The sequence below is a fragment of the Flavobacterium sp. HJ-32-4 genome, from assembly GCF_022532105.1.
In the GTDB taxonomy this organism is placed as follows: Bacteria; Bacteroidota; Bacteroidia; order Flavobacteriales; family Flavobacteriaceae; genus Flavobacterium.
Genome location: NZ_CP092832.1, coordinates 1614984 through 1634339 on the forward strand (window position 1 = coordinate 1614984; position 19356 = coordinate 1634339).

11 protein-coding genes and 1 tRNA gene are annotated in these 19356 nt (G+C 50.0%); 1 reads left to right on the forward strand and 11 read right to left on the reverse strand.

Annotated features, from left to right (window positions below; genetic code table 11):
* Nucleotides 1–2: 2 nt before the first annotated feature.
* The 9 genes from MKO97_RS06575 to MKO97_RS06615 form a co-directional block, all read right to left on the reverse strand.
* Nucleotides 3–326: a helix-turn-helix transcriptional regulator gene (locus MKO97_RS06575; protein ID WP_241105330.1), complete on the reverse strand. Its 324-nt coding sequence runs from the start codon at nucleotides 324–326 to the stop codon at nucleotides 3–5.
* 146 nt (nucleotides 327–472) lie between these two features.
* Nucleotides 473–550, reverse strand: a tRNA-Val gene (locus tag MKO97_RS06580).
* A 58-nt stretch (nucleotides 551–608) separates the two neighbouring features.
* Nucleotides 609–1832: a folylpolyglutamate synthase/dihydrofolate synthase family protein gene (locus tag MKO97_RS06585; protein ID WP_241105332.1), complete on the reverse strand. Its 1224-nt coding sequence runs from the start codon at nucleotides 1830–1832 to the stop codon at nucleotides 609–611.
* Nucleotides 1833–1900: 68 nt separating this feature from the next.
* Entirely contained in the window at nucleotides 1901–2596 is a 696-nt protein-coding gene (locus MKO97_RS06590) for a hypothetical protein (protein WP_241105334.1), read from the reverse strand.
* Nucleotides 2593–5850: a carbohydrate-binding protein gene (locus MKO97_RS06595; RefSeq protein WP_241105335.1), complete on the reverse strand. Its 3258-nt coding sequence runs from the start codon at nucleotides 5848–5850 to the stop codon at nucleotides 2593–2595. The genes MKO97_RS06590 and MKO97_RS06595 overlap by 4 nt, the downstream gene beginning before the upstream one ends.
* An 11-nt stretch (nucleotides 5851–5861) precedes the next feature.
* Nucleotides 5862–7322: a glycoside hydrolase family 30 beta sandwich domain-containing protein gene (locus tag MKO97_RS06600; protein WP_241105337.1), complete on the reverse strand. Its 1461-nt coding sequence runs from the start codon at nucleotides 7320–7322 to the stop codon at nucleotides 5862–5864.
* Nucleotides 7323–7422: 100 nt separating this feature from the next.
* Complete coding sequence (locus MKO97_RS06605; protein WP_241105338.1) at nucleotides 7423–8286, reverse strand: hypothetical protein; 864 nt, start codon at nucleotides 8284–8286, stop codon at nucleotides 7423–7425.
* A gap of 22 nt (nucleotides 8287–8308) precedes the next feature.
* Nucleotides 8309–9832, reverse strand: coding sequence for a RagB/SusD family nutrient uptake outer membrane protein (locus MKO97_RS06610; RefSeq protein ID WP_241105339.1), 1524 nt, complete (start codon nucleotides 9830–9832; stop codon nucleotides 8309–8311).
* Between the two features lie 14 nt (nucleotides 9833–9846).
* Nucleotides 9847–12951 (reverse strand): TonB-dependent receptor, encoded by a 3105-nt coding sequence (locus MKO97_RS06615; protein WP_241105341.1) that lies wholly within the window; start codon nucleotides 12949–12951, stop codon nucleotides 9847–9849.
* Nucleotides 12952–13318: 367 nt separating this feature from the next.
* On the opposite strand from MKO97_RS06615, the gene MKO97_RS06620 reads away from it, so the two are divergent.
* Nucleotides 13319–16162 (forward strand): triple tyrosine motif-containing protein, encoded by a 2844-nt coding sequence (locus MKO97_RS06620; RefSeq protein ID WP_241105342.1) that lies wholly within the window; start codon nucleotides 13319–13321, stop codon nucleotides 16160–16162.
* Here the strand turns inward: MKO97_RS06620 and murF are convergent.
* Together murF and gldJ are read right to left on the reverse strand one after the other, a co-directional pair.
* Complete coding sequence (gene murF / locus MKO97_RS06625; RefSeq protein ID WP_241105343.1) at nucleotides 16159–17439, reverse strand: UDP-N-acetylmuramoyl-tripeptide--D-alanyl-D-alanine ligase; 1281 nt, start codon at nucleotides 17437–17439, stop codon at nucleotides 16159–16161. The genes MKO97_RS06620 and murF overlap by 4 nt on opposite strands.
* A 72-nt stretch (nucleotides 17440–17511) precedes the next feature.
* Entirely contained in the window at nucleotides 17512–19218 is a 1707-nt protein-coding gene (gldJ, locus tag MKO97_RS06630) for a gliding motility lipoprotein GldJ (protein WP_241105344.1), read from the reverse strand.
* Nucleotides 19219–19356 lie beyond the last annotated feature (138 nt).

A 19356-nucleotide genomic window follows, 5' to 3' on the forward strand; every position in this document is an offset into this window, starting at 1 on the left:
TGTTAGCAGCATTTGTTTTTTGTCTTTTCGATGACATGGCTGAAAAACGACTTGATTTTTTCGAAGCCTTCTTCATGGATGCAGTAGCAGATGGCCGTACCCTCGACATTCCCTTTGATCAAGCCAGCCGATTTCAGTTCTTTGAGGTGCTGCGAAACGGTCGGCTGTGCCAGCGGCAATTCGTCGACGATGTCACCGCAGATACAGCTATCTACTTTCAATAGGTATTCTATGATGGCGATGCGCGCCGGATGCCCCAGCGCCTTTGCCAATACCGCCAGCTCGTTTTGAGCTTGCGTAAAATGATCTGTTTTCGTCGCTCCCACGGCTTAATAAATATATTGCAATATTACGATAAATGCTTAATAAAAAAAATAGTGACAGGAAAATTGGAGAAGGGAATATTGGTAAAGGAAAGCCGGCGTTCGGTCCAAACGAAAACAGCCGCAAGGAATTTCCTTGCGGCTGTAGGTGGTGGGCGATGAGGGATTCGAACCCCCGACCCCCTCGGTGTAAACGAGGTGCTCTGAACCAGCTGAGCTAATCGCCCGTATTGCGAGTGCAAATATAGCGCCGTTTTCGGTATTTGCAAACAAAAGATGTCTTTTTTATAAAATTTCTGCGACAACAAAGGTACTGCCTCCCACGAATACGCGGTCGTTTGGCGCGGCTTCTGAAATGGCGTTCTCGTAAGCGTCTTTTACAGAAGGATATACGTTTCCGTGCAGTCCAAATCGGCTGGCTTCCTTCTGTAACACCGTTGCGTCGAGTCCGCGGGGAATATCCGGCTTCGCGAAGTAATAATGGGCCTCTTTAGGGAATAACGGTAGGATTTCCCCGAGATCTTTGTCGTTTACCACACCAATGACCACGTGCAAACGGCCTTCCAGTCCATCCTGTAGTTGCCGTACGACCAGCTCGAGTCCGTGTCGGTTGTGTCCGGTATCCGCGACCACCAATGGCTGGTGTCCTAACACCTCCCAACGGCCGCGAAGGCCCGTGTTTTCCTTTACCCGAAGAAATCCCTCGCGGATGTCGGTTTCCGTCACCCGAAAATCGGTCGTGGCAGTTAACACCTCCAGCGTTTTGAGTACGGTGCGCTTGTTGGCTTCCTGGTAATACCCTTCCAAAGCCGATGGATAGGAGGGATACACGGCATCCGTGGCATAGAAAATAGGTGCCTTCCGTTCGCCTGCTGTGGTTTCGAAGACGGGTTTCGTTTCCGCAGTATATTCACCGATCACAACCGGAATCCCGGGTTTGATGATACCCGCTTTTTCCGACGCAATCTTTTCGAGTGTGTCTCCCAGGAACTGCGTGTGGTCTTTCCCAATATTCGTAATGACGGCCACCAGTGGGGTGACGATGTTTGTCGAATCAAGCCTTCCGCCCATACCGGTTTCGATAATGGCGATATCGGTCTTTTCCTTACGGAAATACGAAAAAGCCAATCCGACCGACATCTCAAAAAAACTCATGTCGTGTGCTTCGAAAAACGTCCGGTGGGTTTGGATGAAACCGACGACCTCCGTTTCCGGAATCATTTTGCCGTCTATACGGATACGTTCCCGGAAATCCTTTAAATGGGGAGAAGTGTAAAGTCCGGTCTTGTAGCCCGCTTCCTGTAGCACCGAAGCCAGCAAATGTGAAGTCGACCCTTTGCCATTGGTTCCTGCTACATGGATACACACCAATCCGTCTTCCGGATGCCCCAAATGGTCTGCCAGCGCGTGCGTATTGCCCAGGTCTTTCCGATAGGCTGACGCGCCTTGTAGCTGGTACATAGGCAATTGGGCGAACATCCACCTGAGTATGTCATCATATTCGGTCATATTCCAAAAATAAATGAAAAAACCCCGTCGGGGAACGGGGCTCTCAAACTAAAAATAACTAATCAATCTCAATTCGTTCTGAACTGGAAAACGGGTGACGTCGAACTATTGCCGTCGGCGTCGTGGGTCACCACTTTCCAATAATAGGTCGTAGCGGCGGTCACGGCTACGTTTGCGACTTGTGTCGCTGTGGTATTCGTAAGCAGGGTAGTAGGCGATGCTGCGGTTCCGAAATACACGTCGTATCCGCTGATGTTATCGTCTACGTCGCCTGAGTCCCACGCCAAGGTCACAGAGGGTCCGGAGACGGTCGCACTCATTGGTGGCGTCACGGCATCCGCTGGGAAGGGCACGTAGCTGTTGACAGGCTCGCCGGCGTTGTAGAACTTCCATTTCTCGCTGGTGCCCGTCTGCGATACCCCTTCTTTTTTCGATACGACATACCATGAATACGGTGTGGCGCGGTTCAGTTCGATGTCGAGTGTAGTGGCCGCACCGGCCGGATATTGCAATACAGTTTGGGTTTGGAGGTTTTTCACATACACCGAATAGCTATCGGCATTTTCGGCGGCATTCCATTCAAACGTGATGCGGCTTCGGGTGGCCGAAACAGGTTCCCCGGTTTCGCACTCTGAGTTGTTGAGCGGATAGACGAGCGCCACGGCATTTGGTTCCGTACCGCCTCCGTCTCCGTCACCGCCCCCGCTTCCGCAGGATGCCATGAACGAGAGCATTGACAGAAAAAGGATGGTAGGTAGTTTCATCGTTTTATGAATTTGGCGTGATACGTGCCGTCGGGTGTGACGGTTTTTACAAGGTAGGTACCGCTTTGCAGCGTGGAAACGTCAAGGTCGTGCGATTGCCCCGTTCCATACGTATGCGACATTTCCTTCCCGATCAACGAATACACAAAGCACTCCAAAGTCTGGTCGGCTTTGCCTGGAAGAAGCAAGTGTAACTCGCTATCGGCCGGGTCGGGGTAAAGGGTCGCTTTCGCTAAAACGTCAAATCGCTGGCGGAAGGTGCCCTGACAAGGGGCATCGGTGGTCACGACGACGTCATTCGCGCCGGGGCGTAAGGGGAGCTCGAAGGATGACTGGTCGGTCCTGAAAACCGTTCCATTATGTTCGATACGGTACAGTCGACCGCCGTTGAGGTCGAGCGTCACGGTAGTGCCGCCGGCAGAAAGGCGCGACAATACGGCCAGATCCTGCGGTTGCCCGATCGAGGTGGAGAAGCACCGCTGGAAGGATGGGGTTGCGGGCAGGGTAATGCACACCGTGTAGTCGCCCGCCGGTAAGCCGGTGAACGAAGTAGACGTCGTAAAGTTCGCGTTGCTGTTTTCCGGACCCGTCAGTGTCGCCAAAAACGGATGGCTGGCGGCAGAAGTGATGGCGATGCTTCCGTTATCGGCATTGCGACAGGTTTCGGATGCGGCGACAATACCAAAATTGTCGGACGGAAGGCTGAAGATCGTACATCCGTTAAAATCCACTACATCGCCAGAGGGCGTGTTCGGACAAAGGTCGTTAGCATTGGCCACATTATCTCCGTCGTCATCGGCCGGCACGAGGGTGAGCTTTACCCAGTTGAGGTTGAAACCGCTGCTCACGATCATCAGGCGCAGGTAGTAGCGGCCTTGTGGCAGGTTGGCAAAGGCCGTTTGCGTCGACCAGGTTTGCCATCCGCCCGTTGCCGGAAGTGTGACGGTCTGAATGTCCTGGGTCGTTTCGTTAATCAGTTGCATCTTGATTTGCCCCTGTGCGCTTTCACCGGAATGACGGTATTCGATTTTATAATTTCCGGCCTCACCGACGTTCACGAGGTAGTCGAGGTAGTCGCCCGCATCGGTATAGCCGATATTGGAACCTCCGCCCGTGTCGGTTGTAGTTTCAACGGTGAGGCCCGAGTTGAAAAAATAGTTTTCGGCTTCGATCTGGCCCGATATCCCTACGATATTACCCGTTTTGTTCAGCACCGCCATGTTAGAGAAGGTGCCCAACACAGAAGAGTCAGTAGCGGTCAACAGCGTGCCGGTGTACGTCAATGTAAGGGTATCGGTGGTGTTGACAGGAGTAGCCGGTTTGAGGAGCAGTTGGTTGGGACTTCCACTCACATACGAAACAGCTGTCAGGGCCACTACATTTCCGTTGACCTTCAGTTGCAGGTTGTTTGTGGTAAGGTTGAGTCCGGTTTGGATGTCTTTGTTGAACCAAAGGCTGATCTTATCACCCAGCACATTCGTTTGCCCCATCACCGCTTTGAATGCGATCGCGGAGGGAGCAGTCGGGTTCTTGAGTTCGAAATAGTTGACATTGACGTTCCCCACATCGAACCACATTTTTATCTTGTTGGTTCCCTGTTTCAGGATGACACCCGGAAGGGTCACGGTCGCCCAGGTAGTAAAGGAACCTGTGGCGGGAAGACTGATCGATTCGGAGATGATGCCTAACGCATTTTCAAAGTGGATTTTGCCAGGAGAGGTTCCCGAATACCGGATGTCGATGTCATAGGCCGTATCGGCATTCGCATTTAGGGTATAGAGCATCCATTCGCCGCCGGCGGTATGGCTTACGTGGAAGCCGTTCGAAGGGGTATCGTTCGTTTTTTGTACGTCGACACCGTCGTTTCGCATTGCCCAGCCTTTGTTCCAGTCGGAAAACGTGCCGGTATCAACACGGTAGTTCGCAATGTCGGTATCGTAATAAGCTGACAGGTAGCGACCTAGGTCGTATTCCGAGGCATATACCTTTCCGGGTAGCGGATGGTTTTTGTAAGGAAGGGTTTCGGCACTTTGCACCTGACGGAACATCGCATCTTTCACATCGTCTTTTATCGTGACGTTCTGCATTTTATAGTTTTCGGCCATCTGCATCATGGTTGCAGTGGCAAACGCCTGGGACGGTTGTGTACCCCCGTTTTGCCAGTAATTGAGCAACACCTGGTAATCGTCGGTTTTAGTCACATCGGTGATGCCTGCGATGCTTTCAATTTTCTTCATCGGCCAAAACGCCCATCCGATGTTTAGTGACTCAACCAATGAGATCGCATCCGTAAACCACACATTGGAGTTTTCACCACTTTCGCCCAGCCATAGCGGCACGTTATGTTGTGTCCTAAGGTTCAGCAGGCCCTGTATGGCCCCCACGGTATTGCTGTTCCAGTATTTGTGGAAGCTAAGGGCCATGTTGGAATCCCAAAGCGGGAACATACCGTTGTAGTTGTTCCCCCAACAGTTCCCTTCGAGGATGATCATGTGGTGGGTATCGACTTCGCGTATCGCCGTCGTAATCGCCATGTAAAGGGATTGGAGGGGTGCGTTGCTGTTCTCGGAACAGCCGTTTATATTACCGCCGCCCGTAAAATCCCAGTTGGGTTCATTGATGAGGTCGTAGCCGGCAATCCACGGACTGTCTTTATAACGATCCGCGAGTTTTCGCCACAACGCCACGAGTTTGTCTTTATTGGCCTGGCTTTCCCACAGTGACGGTTTCGAGCTGTCATAATCGGAAATGGCGGCGTCTTTTCCTTGTCCGCCCGGCGTCGCGTGCATATCCAGTATTAGGTACATGTTGTTCGCCGCGCACCAACTCAGCAGGTTGTCGGTCATGGTGAAACCTTCGTCGAGCCAGGTATTTTGTCCGGCAACAGGCTCTTGCTCAATCGGAAGCGTATACAGGTTGTAATGCATCGGCAGTCGTATCGAGTTGAAGCCCCACGAGGCCAGTGAATCGATGTCGCGCTTGGTGATACCGTTCGCCCGCCAGGCAGCGTAGAAAGCATCGGTATTTGCCTCACCGCAGAGTTGCTGGATTTTAGCGCGTATTTCATGTTGAGGTCCGGCGAAGGAAGACATTTGGAGCATATAGCCTTCCTGAAGCATCCAGCCGCCCAGGCCGAGGCCTCGCAGTAGGAGATTGTTGTTGTTTCCGTCGACGATCGTTTGCCCGCTTTGATGGACAAATTGCGCCTGGGCCACCAGCGGAAGAAGCGCGAGTAGCAGGAGAATTTTTTTCATAGTAGTAATTTTTAGTAGACCAGGGTTTGAATCCCGTGTGAGGGTATGGTAACGGTAGTTTTCTCGTTTCCGACTATCAGGTCGTAGGTCACAGTTTTGGCACTTCGGTTCATGACAACGGTGACGAGTTGTCCGTCGGTGTTGCGGAAGGTCGTGCTCAGCAGGCTGCTACGGCTTACGGAGGTCGCTATGCGTTTTGCACCCGGACGGATGAATTTCGAAAAGTGGCCTATATAATAGTACGAAGGCGTAAAAATCAGTTCTCCCGTTGTAAGATCCGCGTGTACAGGAGCGAAGCAGAAATTAGCCACGTGGTTGGGTCCGCCTTTTTCGTCCAGCAGGATGTTCCAGTCGGTCCAGGCGACGGTGCCATTGTTGAAATCATGGATCATCTGCTCGCCATAGCGTTCGGCATTTGGCCAATATTGGTAACGTGCCGGATCGAACTTCTCTACGCACCCTTCGGTGAAGATCAGTGCTTTGTCGGGATAGGCTTCGTGCACGGCCGCTACGTTGTCATACATCGGCTCACCTTTTGTCCAGGTTTCATACCAGTGGAACCCAAGTCCCCATGCGTATTTGGACGCTTCCGGGTCGCCAAAGATCGTGTTGGCACGTTGTACCATCAGGTCACGATTGTGATCCCATACAATGATTTTTTTGTCTCCCAGTCCTTCTTTTTGCAGCGTCGGACCGAGGTAATTTTTAAGGAAGTCCCGTTCAGCTTCCGCAGAGAAAATACAGGATTCCCATTTCTGTGTGGCCATCGGTTCGTTCTGGATGGAAGTACCCCAAATCGGGATGCCTTCTTTTTCATAGGCCCGTATGAACTTCACATAATAGTTGGCCCAGGCTTGTTGGAAGTCGGGCAGGAGGGTGCCGCCCTTCAGCATGGTGCCGTTAGATTTCATGAAGGCTGGTGGGCTCCACGGACTACAATACGTCGTAAGGTGGCCGCCAGCGGTGCGAATCGCATCCTTGATGAGTGGCAGTCGGTACTTGCGATCGTGGTCGATGTTGAACGTGGCGAGGTCTTTATCACCTTCTTTTACGTAGGTGTAGCTTCCGCTGGCGAAATCCGAACTGTGAATGGTGGTTCGCAACAGTGAGTACCCGATGCCGGTTTCACTATCGTAGTACGCTTTAATGAATTCGGCCTGTTTGGATTTCGACAATTTGCCGTATACCTCTGCGCTGGCGTCGGTTATGGCACCACCAATTCCAAGAAATGTCTGGAATGATTTATCGGGATTGACAAACACGCAGGTTTCGGTTTCCAGCGGTTGGCGGGAAGGGGCGAAGGTGCCGTGGTTGGTCAGGGCCAGACGGGTTTTGGTACTATCGGCGGTTGTATAAATCGCCACCGTTTTCAATTTTTCGGGTGTGGCAGATCCGGCCTGCTGCGCACCCGAACGTCCACCCACGAGGAGGGCGGCTGTAATCAGGAAAGGCAGTGCGCTGCTTTTTTTCATGCTATTTCGATTATTTTGGGGTAGTACGGAAAGGGCAAAGGAAAAATAGCCCGTATTCAAACGAGTACAGGCTATTTCATACTAACTCAACTAACTTAACCTAATTTGTACGTCGCATTTCGACGTTATCGATACTAACAGAACCGATGTTCTCACCGCCACATTTCACGACGACATACGCCGTGCCTGAGTTCGGGAATGTAACAAAGCGACCGGATGTTTCATTCGCGGCACATTGAACGGCTGAGAAGAGTCCGTCATAAGGCGAACCGCCACAACCTGCCCAGGTGTTGATCTGCATCCGTTTGCCGTCCGCGCTGTAGTCGTTGCCTTGGGTTGGAGCCGTTTGGGAAACATACAATTCGAACCATGTGTTGATCGATCCGCTTCCGGTTACGCGCATGTTTACTTCATACGTTTTTCCGCCTACAACCTCTACGGCCTGGTAGATACCTTGTTGGTTCCAGCCACCGCCCTGCACCGTAGCGCGTTTGTTGGTAGCGTCATAGGACCAGGCTGTTCCGCCGGCGCTGATGGTCAGGATGTCGAACTCATTGTAGTCGGCCAGGGTATCGAACTTACCGCCACGGATGAGGTTTCCGGCAACCGGATCCGGTGTGGCCACCGTCACCGTTTGTTCGGACGTCACCGTTGCTCCACCTACGCCTACCATTGTGTGGGATATGGTGTAGGTTCCTGCATCCGGAAGGAATAACTCATACGAGCTTGAAGCGCTGCGAACATCTCCCGAACCGGCATTCCAGATGTGGGTCAACGTTCCTTTGTTGCTTGCTGCCGTCAAGATAAACCGGTTGGCTGAGCCGTCTTTTGGCGCTACGGTGAAAGACGCGTCGATATCGCCGGCGGTCGTTCCATTTCCATCTCCATTTTCGTCTGGCGTACACCCGGTGAATAAGCCCATGGTGCCCAGAATGGCTAATGCTGTAAAGAATTTCAGTTTCATTTTGAACAATGTTTATGGGTTATTAATTGTAACCTGGATTTTGTACGAGTTTGGTATTCTGCAATTCACGCTGTGGAATTGGGAAGACTTCGTTCTTGTCTTGTTGGAAACCACGGTCGCCGAGGGCCGCTGCAGCTCGTCCGGTACGTACCAGGTCGAACCATCTCCAGCCTTCGCCGGCCAGTTCAAGGCGACGTTCCTTGTAAATGTTCTCAAGCGTCGCGTCAACTTCTCCAAGTCCAACACGAGTTCTGACTGCGGTGAGAAGTGCTTTCGCACGTGTTGGGTTGGTACCCGCATTCACCAACGCTTCCGCTTCCATCAGATACGTGTCTGCAAGACGGATTGCATAGGTGTTTTGTTGGAAGTTCAGCTCGGCGTTTCCACCTCCTGTTGACACATCCGACTTAAGCGGCATGAACTTACGAAGGAAGTATCCGGTATTCATATATCCGGCTGTGTAAGAAGCGGATCCGTTAGCGACCAACGCATCCATGTTCAGGATTGTCGCGTTGAAGCGCGGGTCGCCGGTCATAGCATCAACCAGCTTTTGTGTGGGCGGGTTGAAGCTCCATCCTCCCCAGAAATCTGGCGCAGCGCCATTGTTGCGTACATATGAACGCGGTCCGACCATTTGGTTGAAAGAGTTTCCTTCGTCAGACGATGACCCCCAGTTACCCCATCCGGCGTTACTTTGACTGGTATGGGATATTTCAAGGATGCCTTCCGTATTCCATTTGTTCGATACGACCCAGAGGTCAGAGAAGTTCCCCAACAGACGGTATCCATATTGGCTGGTACCACCCGGTGTTCCGTTGACATCGGCAAACTGTGCCGCGGCTTCCGACCATTTGCTTTGGTAGAGATATACTTTTCCAAGGATAGCTTTGGCAGCGCCTTGCGTGAGTCGTCCATATTCTGAGGAGCCAACGGTAGGGGGTAAGTCGCCGATGACTGCCTGCATTTCAGATTCAATAAAGGCGTAAACATCAGCCGGATCGGCCTGCGTCTGGTTATAGATTTCGGCTGTTGGAAGCGGTTGGGTGATCAGCGGAATGTTGCGGAACAACGTCACCAACTGAAAATAGTAATAGGCTCGCAGCGCACGTGCCTCGGCAGTAAATCGCACCCTGGTCGCCTCGTCATCTCCAAAATCCGCCTCGGGCAGTTTTGCAATCAGGATATTGGCGCGCGCGATACCGGAGTAAAAATCGCTCCAGAAACTACCGGGGACAGTAGCTTCATTGATCGAGTAGTTGGAGAACGACTGGATACCAGTTCCATCAGTAGCGCCGCCACCGCCCGCATAGAAGTCGTCTGATCCGGCGTTCATCATCGCGAGCATATTTTCAAAGCCGCCCGATTGCTTCCGCAATACGTCGTATACCGCGATGAGGCCAGAATAACATTCTGATTCGTTACGGTAGTAGTTTTCCTCGAAGACACTGCCTTCAGGCTTCAGGTCTACGAAGTCTTTGCCGCAACCCGCCAGAAGCGCGATTGCAACGAAAGCAGCAAACCATCTCATTTGTTTAAACGTTTTCATATATGCAGTTTTTTTTAGAATTCAAGATTTACACCCATTAAGAAACTACGCGCCTGTGGATAGAAGCCACGGTCGATACCGGATACACCACCACCGATTTCAGGGTCGAATCCGGTGTATTTAGTGAAAGTAAAGAGGTTTTCACTCATGACGTAGATGCGCGTGCGTGACAAACCGATTTTGCCAATCACTTCAGTTGGAAGGGAATACCCTAACTGAACTGTTTTCAGACGCAGGTAGTCGCCATCTTCCAGATAGAAATCAGACGGGTTACTGAAGTTACGGTTAGTATCGTTATCGGTCACCCGCGGGTACGAATTGGAACTTCCTTCGCCGACCCAACGGTTGAGCGCGTTTGTTTGCCAGTTCGCGTTTCCGAGGTCAAGACGACGGAGTGCGTTGTAAATTTTATTGCCTGCCTGGCCCTGGGCGAACGCTGTCAGGTCAAAATTCTTGTAACGGATATCGATGGTGAAACCGAATGTCATATCCGGAAGCGAGCTCCCCAATACGGTGCGGTCGTCGCCATCAATGGTGCCATCACCGTTGATGTCTTTCCAACGGAAATCGCCGGGTTTTGCGTTTGGCTGGATCGGGGTTCCGCCTGGCCCTACATACGAATCGATCTCCGCCTGGTTTTGGAAAATTCCGTTGGTTTTGAAGCCATAGAAGGTACCGAACGATTCACCCACCATAACGCGAGATACACCATAGGTAGACGATTGTACGCCGGCCACGTCGTAAAACGTGACATCAGGGCTGATTGACGTCACTTCATTTTTGATCCAGGAAGCGTTTCCACTCACGTTAAAGTCGAAATCGCCTATTTTCTTACGATAATTTGCCTCGATTTCCAAACCGTTGTTTTTCACTTCGCCAATATTGTATACAGGTGCTTCGAGGCCTACGTAGCCCGGTACTTCCAACCGGCGTAGGATACCCGTTGTTTTTTTCTGGAACAAGTCAACACTCAGACTCAGGTTGTTCCATAAGGTGAGATCAACGGCTATATTGCGGTTAGTTGTCTCCTCCCAAGCAAGATCAGGGTTTGGTGGTCGAACGACGGTGTTGCCGATAGTCACGCTACCTCCTGTTCCGACGGCGTAATTATAGCCTCCGTTCACGATAGAAGCATATGAAAAGGGAGCAGTGCCTCTATCATTACCTGAAACGCCCCAGCTAGCACGTAGCTTTAAGTTCGTTATAACGGCGTTTGTTGGCCAAAAATCTTCTTTGCTTGGGACCCACCCAGCTGAAATCGATGGGAAGTTGGCAAACTTGTTGTTACGGCCAAATGATGTAGAGCCATCGCGACGAATGAAGCCGTGAAGAAGGTATTTTTCTTTATAGTCATACGTCAAACGCGCAAAGTAGGAAGCCGTTTTTGTATCGGTTGCCGTATAGGCATAGGTTGTTTGGTCTTCGGTTGGCACACCGAAGTTGAAAGAAGCATCGCGCCAGTCGTTTGTTGGTAGGTCGAAGTACGTAGTGCCCTGGCCTTCTTCACCTTCCTGCACATAAGCACCCTGTCCGACCAACGCCGTAAAATTGTGATCCCCTACTTTCTTTTCATATGAAATAACATTTTCCACGCTCCAGAAGAAGTTGGAGTTTTTGCTTCTGAACAAGTTATTGCGTTGCGTTTGGAGGATCGTGCTTAGGTAATGCATCGGTGTGAAGCCATAGCTACCGTAATATGCCTTCTTACCCACCAGGGAAGTGCGTATTTTTAGACCTTTTATGGGTTCGACCTCGAAATACCCATTACCCACGAAGTTGTCAGCGTAGCCGTAATGACCGAGGCGAATGTTTTGATACGCAATCGGGTTACTGATTTCATTTCCTACATAAGGCGAAATACCATAAAAAAGGCCGTCTTCGTTTTTGATCGCGTACGGTTGATTCGAGTAGGGCGGGGTAGCGGCCACCGCGGGATCCGTTATGACCACGGGCGTAATCGGATCGAGGTTGATCGCAGATGCCAAAGGTCCACCAAACTCACTATTGGTATTCCCGATACCGATCGTTTTTTCATTACTGTATGTAAATGTCTGACCAAAGCGGATGTAATCATTGATTTTATGGTCCGAATTAAGTCGGAAGGTCTTACGGTTGTAATTGGAAATGCGAGGTGTGACGATACCTTCCTGGTCAATAAGACTAAACGACGCAAAGTAGGTTGATTTGTCGTTTCCTCCACTAATGCTCAGATCATGTGAAACGCGCTGTGCGGTTTGGAAAATCTGATCTTGCCAGTCGGTGCCTTTGCCGTACGACGCAGGGTTTGGAAATGGGACGGCGGACGGACTTCCTCCCCCGTTTACAAAAGCCTCATTTCGAAGCGTCGCATATTCGGTTGCGTTGAGAAGGCCGACTTTACGGGCAGCGTTCTGAAATCCCGTAAAGCCATTGTATGCCACTTTCATTTTTCCAGATTTACCCTTTTTAGTGGTGATAAGGATAACACCACCGGCGGCGCGTGTTCCATATACCGAAGCCGATGCGTCCTTCAACACCTCTATAGATTCGATATCGTATTGGTTGATAAAGGCGACGCCGGATTGCTCTGTCACGATACCATCAACCACGTACAATGGGTCATTGTCGTTAAGCGTCGTTATACCCCGGATCCGAACAGTCGCAGATGACCCTGGTTGTCCGGCGTTAGCAGCGACATATACGCCCGCGGTACGGCCCTGGATTGACTGCTCAATCCGGCTGAGGGGTTGTTTGGAGAGGTCCTGTACTCTCACCTTGGAAATCGCACCGGTTACCACACTCTTTTTCTGGGTGCCATACCCGATTACTACCACCTCATTCAGGCTTTCGGTTTCAGGCATGAGTCGGACGTCGATGCTACGACGGTCGAGAATTGTTTCTTCTTTTGACTGATAACCTACAAAAGAAAAAACAAGCGTGGCGTTGGCATCCGCCGTAATCTGGAATTTACCGTCCAGATCGGTAGAGGTGCCGTTTGTGGAGCCTTTCACCACCACACTGGCACTCGGGATAGGCATCCCGGTTTCGTCTGTCACCGTTCCTGATACCGTCACGCTCTGACTGAACGCCACCATCGAGAACAATGAAAAACAAAATACAAGTAGTTTTGTCAATTTCATATTTCTGAAATTTTGGGTTGGTTAATTATTGATTTGACGCAATAATACTATCTATTTTAGAAACATCGCAGACAGTTTTCTTTACAAAAACACATCACTTGATTTATTTTTGCTTTACAAAAACACATCAAGCAAATTTTAAAATATTTATATTCAATTATTTATGTTTTAATTTTATATGTTAGCTAAAAGTTAATGGTTTGTTTTTAACCCTACAGTTGTACTTTTAGGATGAATTACGATTTTTAAGGTTTTTTGCACTCCGATTGGCTGTTGCCCGCAAACGTTTGAACTCGTATTAGTTCGTTAAAAATTTGAGATTTTGATAAGGATTTACCGATATAAGGTTACTAAATGTGCTGCGCTTGTGGCGCTTTTACTGCTTTTTCAAACGTTTGCGGAAGCACAGATCAAGTCGATTGGCCTACCTGAGATACGGAATTACCGAAAATCGGAGTACGGAGGGGCCACTCAGAACTGGTGCGCCGACCAAGATGGAAATGGGAATCTCTACTTTGCCAACAATAATGGATTACTTCAGTTCGATGGCTCATCGTGGACGCTTTATCCGCTTCCCGAACGTCCCGCGGTCCGGTCATTAAAGGTGGGGAAGAACCATCGTATCTATGTCGGAGGCTACAACGAGTTCGGGTATTTTGCGGCGGGGGCCAACGGAAAGCTCAGCTATCACTCCTTGTCGAAACGACTTACTAGGGAATCACGCGACTTAATTGACTTCATCTGGAAGATACACACGTCCGGTGACGAAGTCATTTTTCAGGCGTTTACCTCTATCTATAGTTATAAGGAGGATAAACTCAGCGTCGTTGAAGCGCCCGAGCGGTTTCAGTTTTCTTTTTTGGTGGAGGCGCAGCTCTATGTGCAGGACATGAAGAATGGACTCATGCGATATCGCGAAGGAAGGCTGTCGGCACTTCCGGGCACAACGGATCTTAATAATACAGAGGTATGGGGTATTTTTCAGATGGGCGGCGACCAGCTTCTGATAACCACCATCGATAAAGGACTTTTCATCTATCAGGGCGGACGCTTGCGTCCGTGGGCAAGCGAGGCTAACGATTTTATGCGCCGGAATAGCTGTCTGGGTGGCGCGGCAATCGGCGACCGTTTCATTGCCCTGAACTCGGTGTCGGATGGGGTTATTGTGGTCGATTACGCCGGCCATATTGTCCAACATATCAATAGGAAGAAAGGGCTTCAGAACAATACCATCCTGGGCTCATTTGTAGATTCGGCTGATAATCTTTGGTTGGCTCTTGACAATGGCGTGACGTTTGTCAACGAGAATTCACCTTTTACGTTTTTCGGGTTCAGCTACGAACTTAGTTCGGTCTACGCGTCTGTTATCTATGACGGGCGCCTGTATGTAGCGACCAATCGCGGCGTGTATGTGCACGACTGGAGCGTTCCGTTCCGGCAGGATACGTTTGAATTGGTAGAAGGCACCACCGGTCAGGCCTGGAGTCTTAGCGTCATCGACGGGGAGTTGCTATGCGGACACAATCGCGGTGCGCTGGTATTGAAGGGTAATCGCGTGGTGAGGGTCATCGATTCAAAAGGCTATTGGTGCTTCCGGAAGATTCCTTCGCGCCTCAACATCATGATGGGTGCAAATTACAGTGGGTTTGGGATTTTCGAACGCACGTCATCCGGTTGGAAGCTTACGAATCAGGTGGCGGGTTTTGATAAGTCAACGGGTACTTTTGAAATGGATGAACGCTTTGCGTGGTTCCGAAAGGACGGCCAGTTGTTCCAAATGCAGCTTTCAGAGGATTTAAGCCGCTTTAAGTCTATAAAGGTCTATACCTCACTTTCTTCAAAAGACAAAGGCATCGGTGGCGTTCAGGCGATCGGGGGAAAGATTTATTTCCAGGCTAACAATCATTTTTATACCTATTCGAGGCAGGAAGATGCCTTCAGGCCTGAGCAGTACTATACCGGACTCTTTTCGAAAGTACCACCCACCCGCAGCATATTCGAGGATGCGGAAGGTAATATATGGTACATCCACGGAGAGTCAATTGGGGCGTTCATGCGCAGTGGCGCCGGCTATACCCACGTGAGCGAACCGTTCTCGAACCTGAAGGGGGAACTGGTTGCCAATTATGAAAATGTGTATACTTCGGGGCCCGGTAATATCTTCATCGGATTGGCTGAGGGATTGGTGCACTATGATTCAGGACTGCAGCGGAATTTCAACGATCGTCCCACTGTCTATGTTCGGAGTTTCACTTTTGGTGACGAAGTGCGTATCTTCGGAAATGGACCGAAGCGCGCGGAGGAATATGATTTATCATACGACCAGAACAACGTGAAGTTTACCTTTTCGGCACCCATTTATGAGGGTCGTGAAAATGTAATGTTCTCCTATAAGCTGGAAGGGTTTGATGGAAAATGGAGTCCGTGGTCACGCGGTTCTGTAAAGGAATACACGAACTTACATGAAGGTGACTACCGCATGCTGGTTCGTGTACGCAACAGCTTCGGCATCGTGTCCGCTACCACCACGCTCCCGTTTCATGTGGCGCCGCCCTGGTATCGGCACCCATTGGCCTATGTGGTATATATCATCCTGGCCGTACTCGCTTTCTATTACATCCGGATCCGGATATCGGCCCATATCCGACGCAATAAATATTATGAGACATTGGAGCAGCGCCGCCTTTACCTCGAAAAAGAAGCGCGTATCCGGCAGGAGCAGTATGAGTTGGAGAAAGAGATCGAACGACTCAAAAACGAACGGCTTCGGATCAGTTTGCTCACGAAGGATAAAGAGCTGGTCAACAATTCGCTCCAGGTAGTGAAGAAGAATAAAATACTGAATGGCATCATCCAGAAGATCAAGGACATCGATGCCGAACGACTGGACGAGGGTGCGCGTTCACAGATTACCCGCATCCACAAAAGCATTACCAAAGAGGTGAGTGCCGATAAGAGTTGGAAAGACCTTGAAAAGCATATCCGAAACGTGCATTTTGACTTTTTGAAGCGCTTGAAAGAGCAGTTTCCGACCATTTCACCCCGCGAGCTTGATCTTGCTACCTATCTTTTGATGAACATGTCAACCAAGGAAATCGCAGAGGTAATGAATATCTCGCAGGGAGGGGTCGAACTGGCTCGTTACCGATTACGCAAGAAACTCGGACTCACTAAAAAAGAGAACCTGGTAGGCTTCCTGATGAGTATTTAAAGTACGTCCATCAAACGTTCCAACGCCATGCCCCTTGAACCTTTGATTAGCAGTGTGGCATTTGTTGGTGTGTGCTTTTGCAGGTACGCCGCGGCCGAGTCAAAATCCGCAAAAAAGTTCTGTCCGGATGCCATATCCTGATGTTCGAAGAAACTTTTGCCGATAAATAGCGCAGGTATACCCAATTCGCGGGTCAGCGACACAATATCCAGGTGTTCCTGACGGCCTTCGTTTCCTAATTCAAACATGTCGCCCAGTACGGCGTATTTCGTTTTCTTATTAAGGGCGGAAAGGTTTCGGAGCGCCTCGCGCATGCTGCTCGGGTTGGCGTTATAGGCGTCGAGGATGATGTCGTTCGAGCCTTTCTTTACAATTTGTGACCGGTTATTTGAAGGCACGTATCCTTCAATCCCTGCCTTTATCAACGTATCGGGAATATCAAAATGGCGGCCGATAACGATGGCGGCATGTATGTTTGAAGCGTTGTAAAGACCGATAAGATGCGAGTGTATTTCAGTGGCGCCGTACGATGTAATGACAAAAGGGTCGGCTACGGGCGTATGGAACACCACATCCGCTTCGGATACATTTGTGCCAAACGTGATACGCCGTAGGTGACCGGATTTTTCGCGCTGGATGGGGTCGTCAAGGTTGATGATCGCGGTTTTCTGCCCTTCACCCAGGTACTCATACAATTCGCTTTTCCCTTTAATAACACCTTCAAAACCGCCGAAGCCCTCTAAATGCGCCTTACCGAAATTCGTGATATAACCGTAATCAGGCGTCGCAATTGAGCACAGGAATTCGATTTCTTTTTGGTGGTTGGCGCCCATTTCCACAATCCCGATTTCGGTATCGTCTGAAAAGGAAAGGAGGGTGAGCGGCACGCCAATATGGTTGTTTAGGTTACCCACCGTGGCATGTGCGTTATACTGCTGTTTCAGTACGGCATGGATCAGTTCTTTTGTCGTAGTCTTACCATTACTTCCCGTTAGCGCAATGATAGGTATATTCAGATAGTTCCGGTGATAGGCCGCGAGTTCCTGCAATGCGGTGAGAGCGTCTTCGACGAGCAGGGTGCGAGGACCGGTTTGGTAGGCAGGGTTATCGATGACGGCATAGGAAGCGCCTTTCGAAAGCGCATCATTTGCAAATGTATTGGCATCAAAGTTGGCTCCTTTCAAAGCAAAGAACATTGAGCCGTCGCCGATTTTCCGGGTGTCGGTGGATAGGCCGTTACAATCCAGGAAAAGGCGGTGTAATTCGTGTATTTCCATAAGAGAAACAAAAATAAAAAAAAGGGCCGTCTACTTTCAGACAGCCCTTGTTATATTTTTGGAAAACGCGATTTAGTTGCGAGCCCGTTTCTTTTTGTCAGATTTTGGACCTACACGTGACATCGCGCAACGGAAGCCAATGTAATCGGTTGCCATATCCTGAGGGAAGAACCTTCTTTGAGCCGGATCGAGCCAGTAGGCACGATCTCTCCAGGAACCTCCTTTGTATACACGTGCATCGTCATTTACCAATGTCGTACGCTTGTTTGACTTATCGTACTTGCGCTCCATTTGGTTCAGACTGTCGACTGATACGTTGTGAAGCGGAGAGTCATACATACGCTTGGTATCCACTTCTTTTTTCACGTCTTCTTCGCTGTTACCGTAGTCGTAATAACGGGTCGATTGCTTGTCACCATCACGGTAGTTACGGTTGTCGCTACGATCGAAGTTCTGACGGAGGTAGGTTTCTTTCTCATCCACCGGGACTTGGGCGATTTGGCCCGGGAAGTCACGTGCCATTACGCGTCCGTTGCTGATCGTATCGTATTTAATAGTTTCGGTAGTAACCAACTCGATTTGTCCGTCTTCACCGATTTTATTCTTTGTGTATACGTTGCCACGGTAGTAGTTGAAGTCGTTCGCTTCGTCGTCAACGATTGGACGGTATACGTCAGCAACCCACTCGGCAACGTTACCTGCCATATCATACAGACCGAAGTCGTTTGGTGGATATTGCTTCACCGCATTCGTGATGTCGGCGCCGTCGTCTGACCAACCTGCGATTCCGCCGTAGTCACCTTTACCTTGTTTGAAGTTCGCCAACTGGTCGCCACGGTACGCGCGTTTACCACTACGGGTATAAGCACCACGCCAAGGGTATTTCTTCTGGCCTTTGTAATTATTGTATTCACGGTTACCTACGTCAGAAGCAGCTGCATATTCCCATTCCGCTTCGGTTGGAAGGCGGTATTCAGGATTGATAAGGCCTGAACTTCTTTGGGCGTAGATATTGGTAGCTTCCTTCGTTTCAGAGCCACCGTCTTTTCCTTTTACAGTAGTCGGTTTCGCCTTACCATTACGACCTTTCAATACGATTTCTTCGTTTCCGCCAAATGCTTTGGTCGGGGCATTCAGATAGGTCTCTGTGCTGAATGTAGCACTGGCCTCAACATCCTGTGTTTTAGCGTCACGCTTCAGGTAGCCTTCGCGCTCCAAAGCGGCTTCGTTCACACGATCCGTACGCCATTTGGCGAACTCTGTAGCCTGGATCCAGTTAACGCCTACCACCGGATAGTTGGCATACGCCGGGTGGTGCAGGTAGTTGTTGGTCATGGTTTCATTGTAGCCCAAACGGTTACGCCACACCAGTGTATCCGGCAATACGCCGTCATAGATGTTTTTGTAGTTATCGTCTGTTGGCGGGAATACTTTCTTGATCCAGAACAGGTATTCATCGTACATAGCATTCGTTACCTCCGTTTCATCCATATAAAACGACTGCACGTGCTGCTGCGTCGGTGAATTGTTCCAGTCGTGCATTACGTCGTCCTGGACCTTACCCATTGTGAAGGTACCACCTTCCACCAAGACGAGTCCCGGGGCTGGCGCCTGCTTCTTGTAACGGGTATTCAATTGAAAGCCGCCTTTCTTGTCGTTAATTTTCCAGCCCGTAGCGCTTGAAACGTTCGAGCCCCCCTTCTTGCTGCAGGCGGTAAAAGCGAGTACCAATGCCGCTGTGAGCATCAGTTTCATTGCCGTTTGCATGTGTACTTTCATGTGTTAACAGGTACTAAATTTTCGTGGCGCAATATAACAATAACCGTTTAGATTGCAACAACTTTTTTTATTTAATCACGATTCCCTCCGTTTTTGTCAGGATACGCAAACTGAAACGCAATTTTCACTGCATTATTG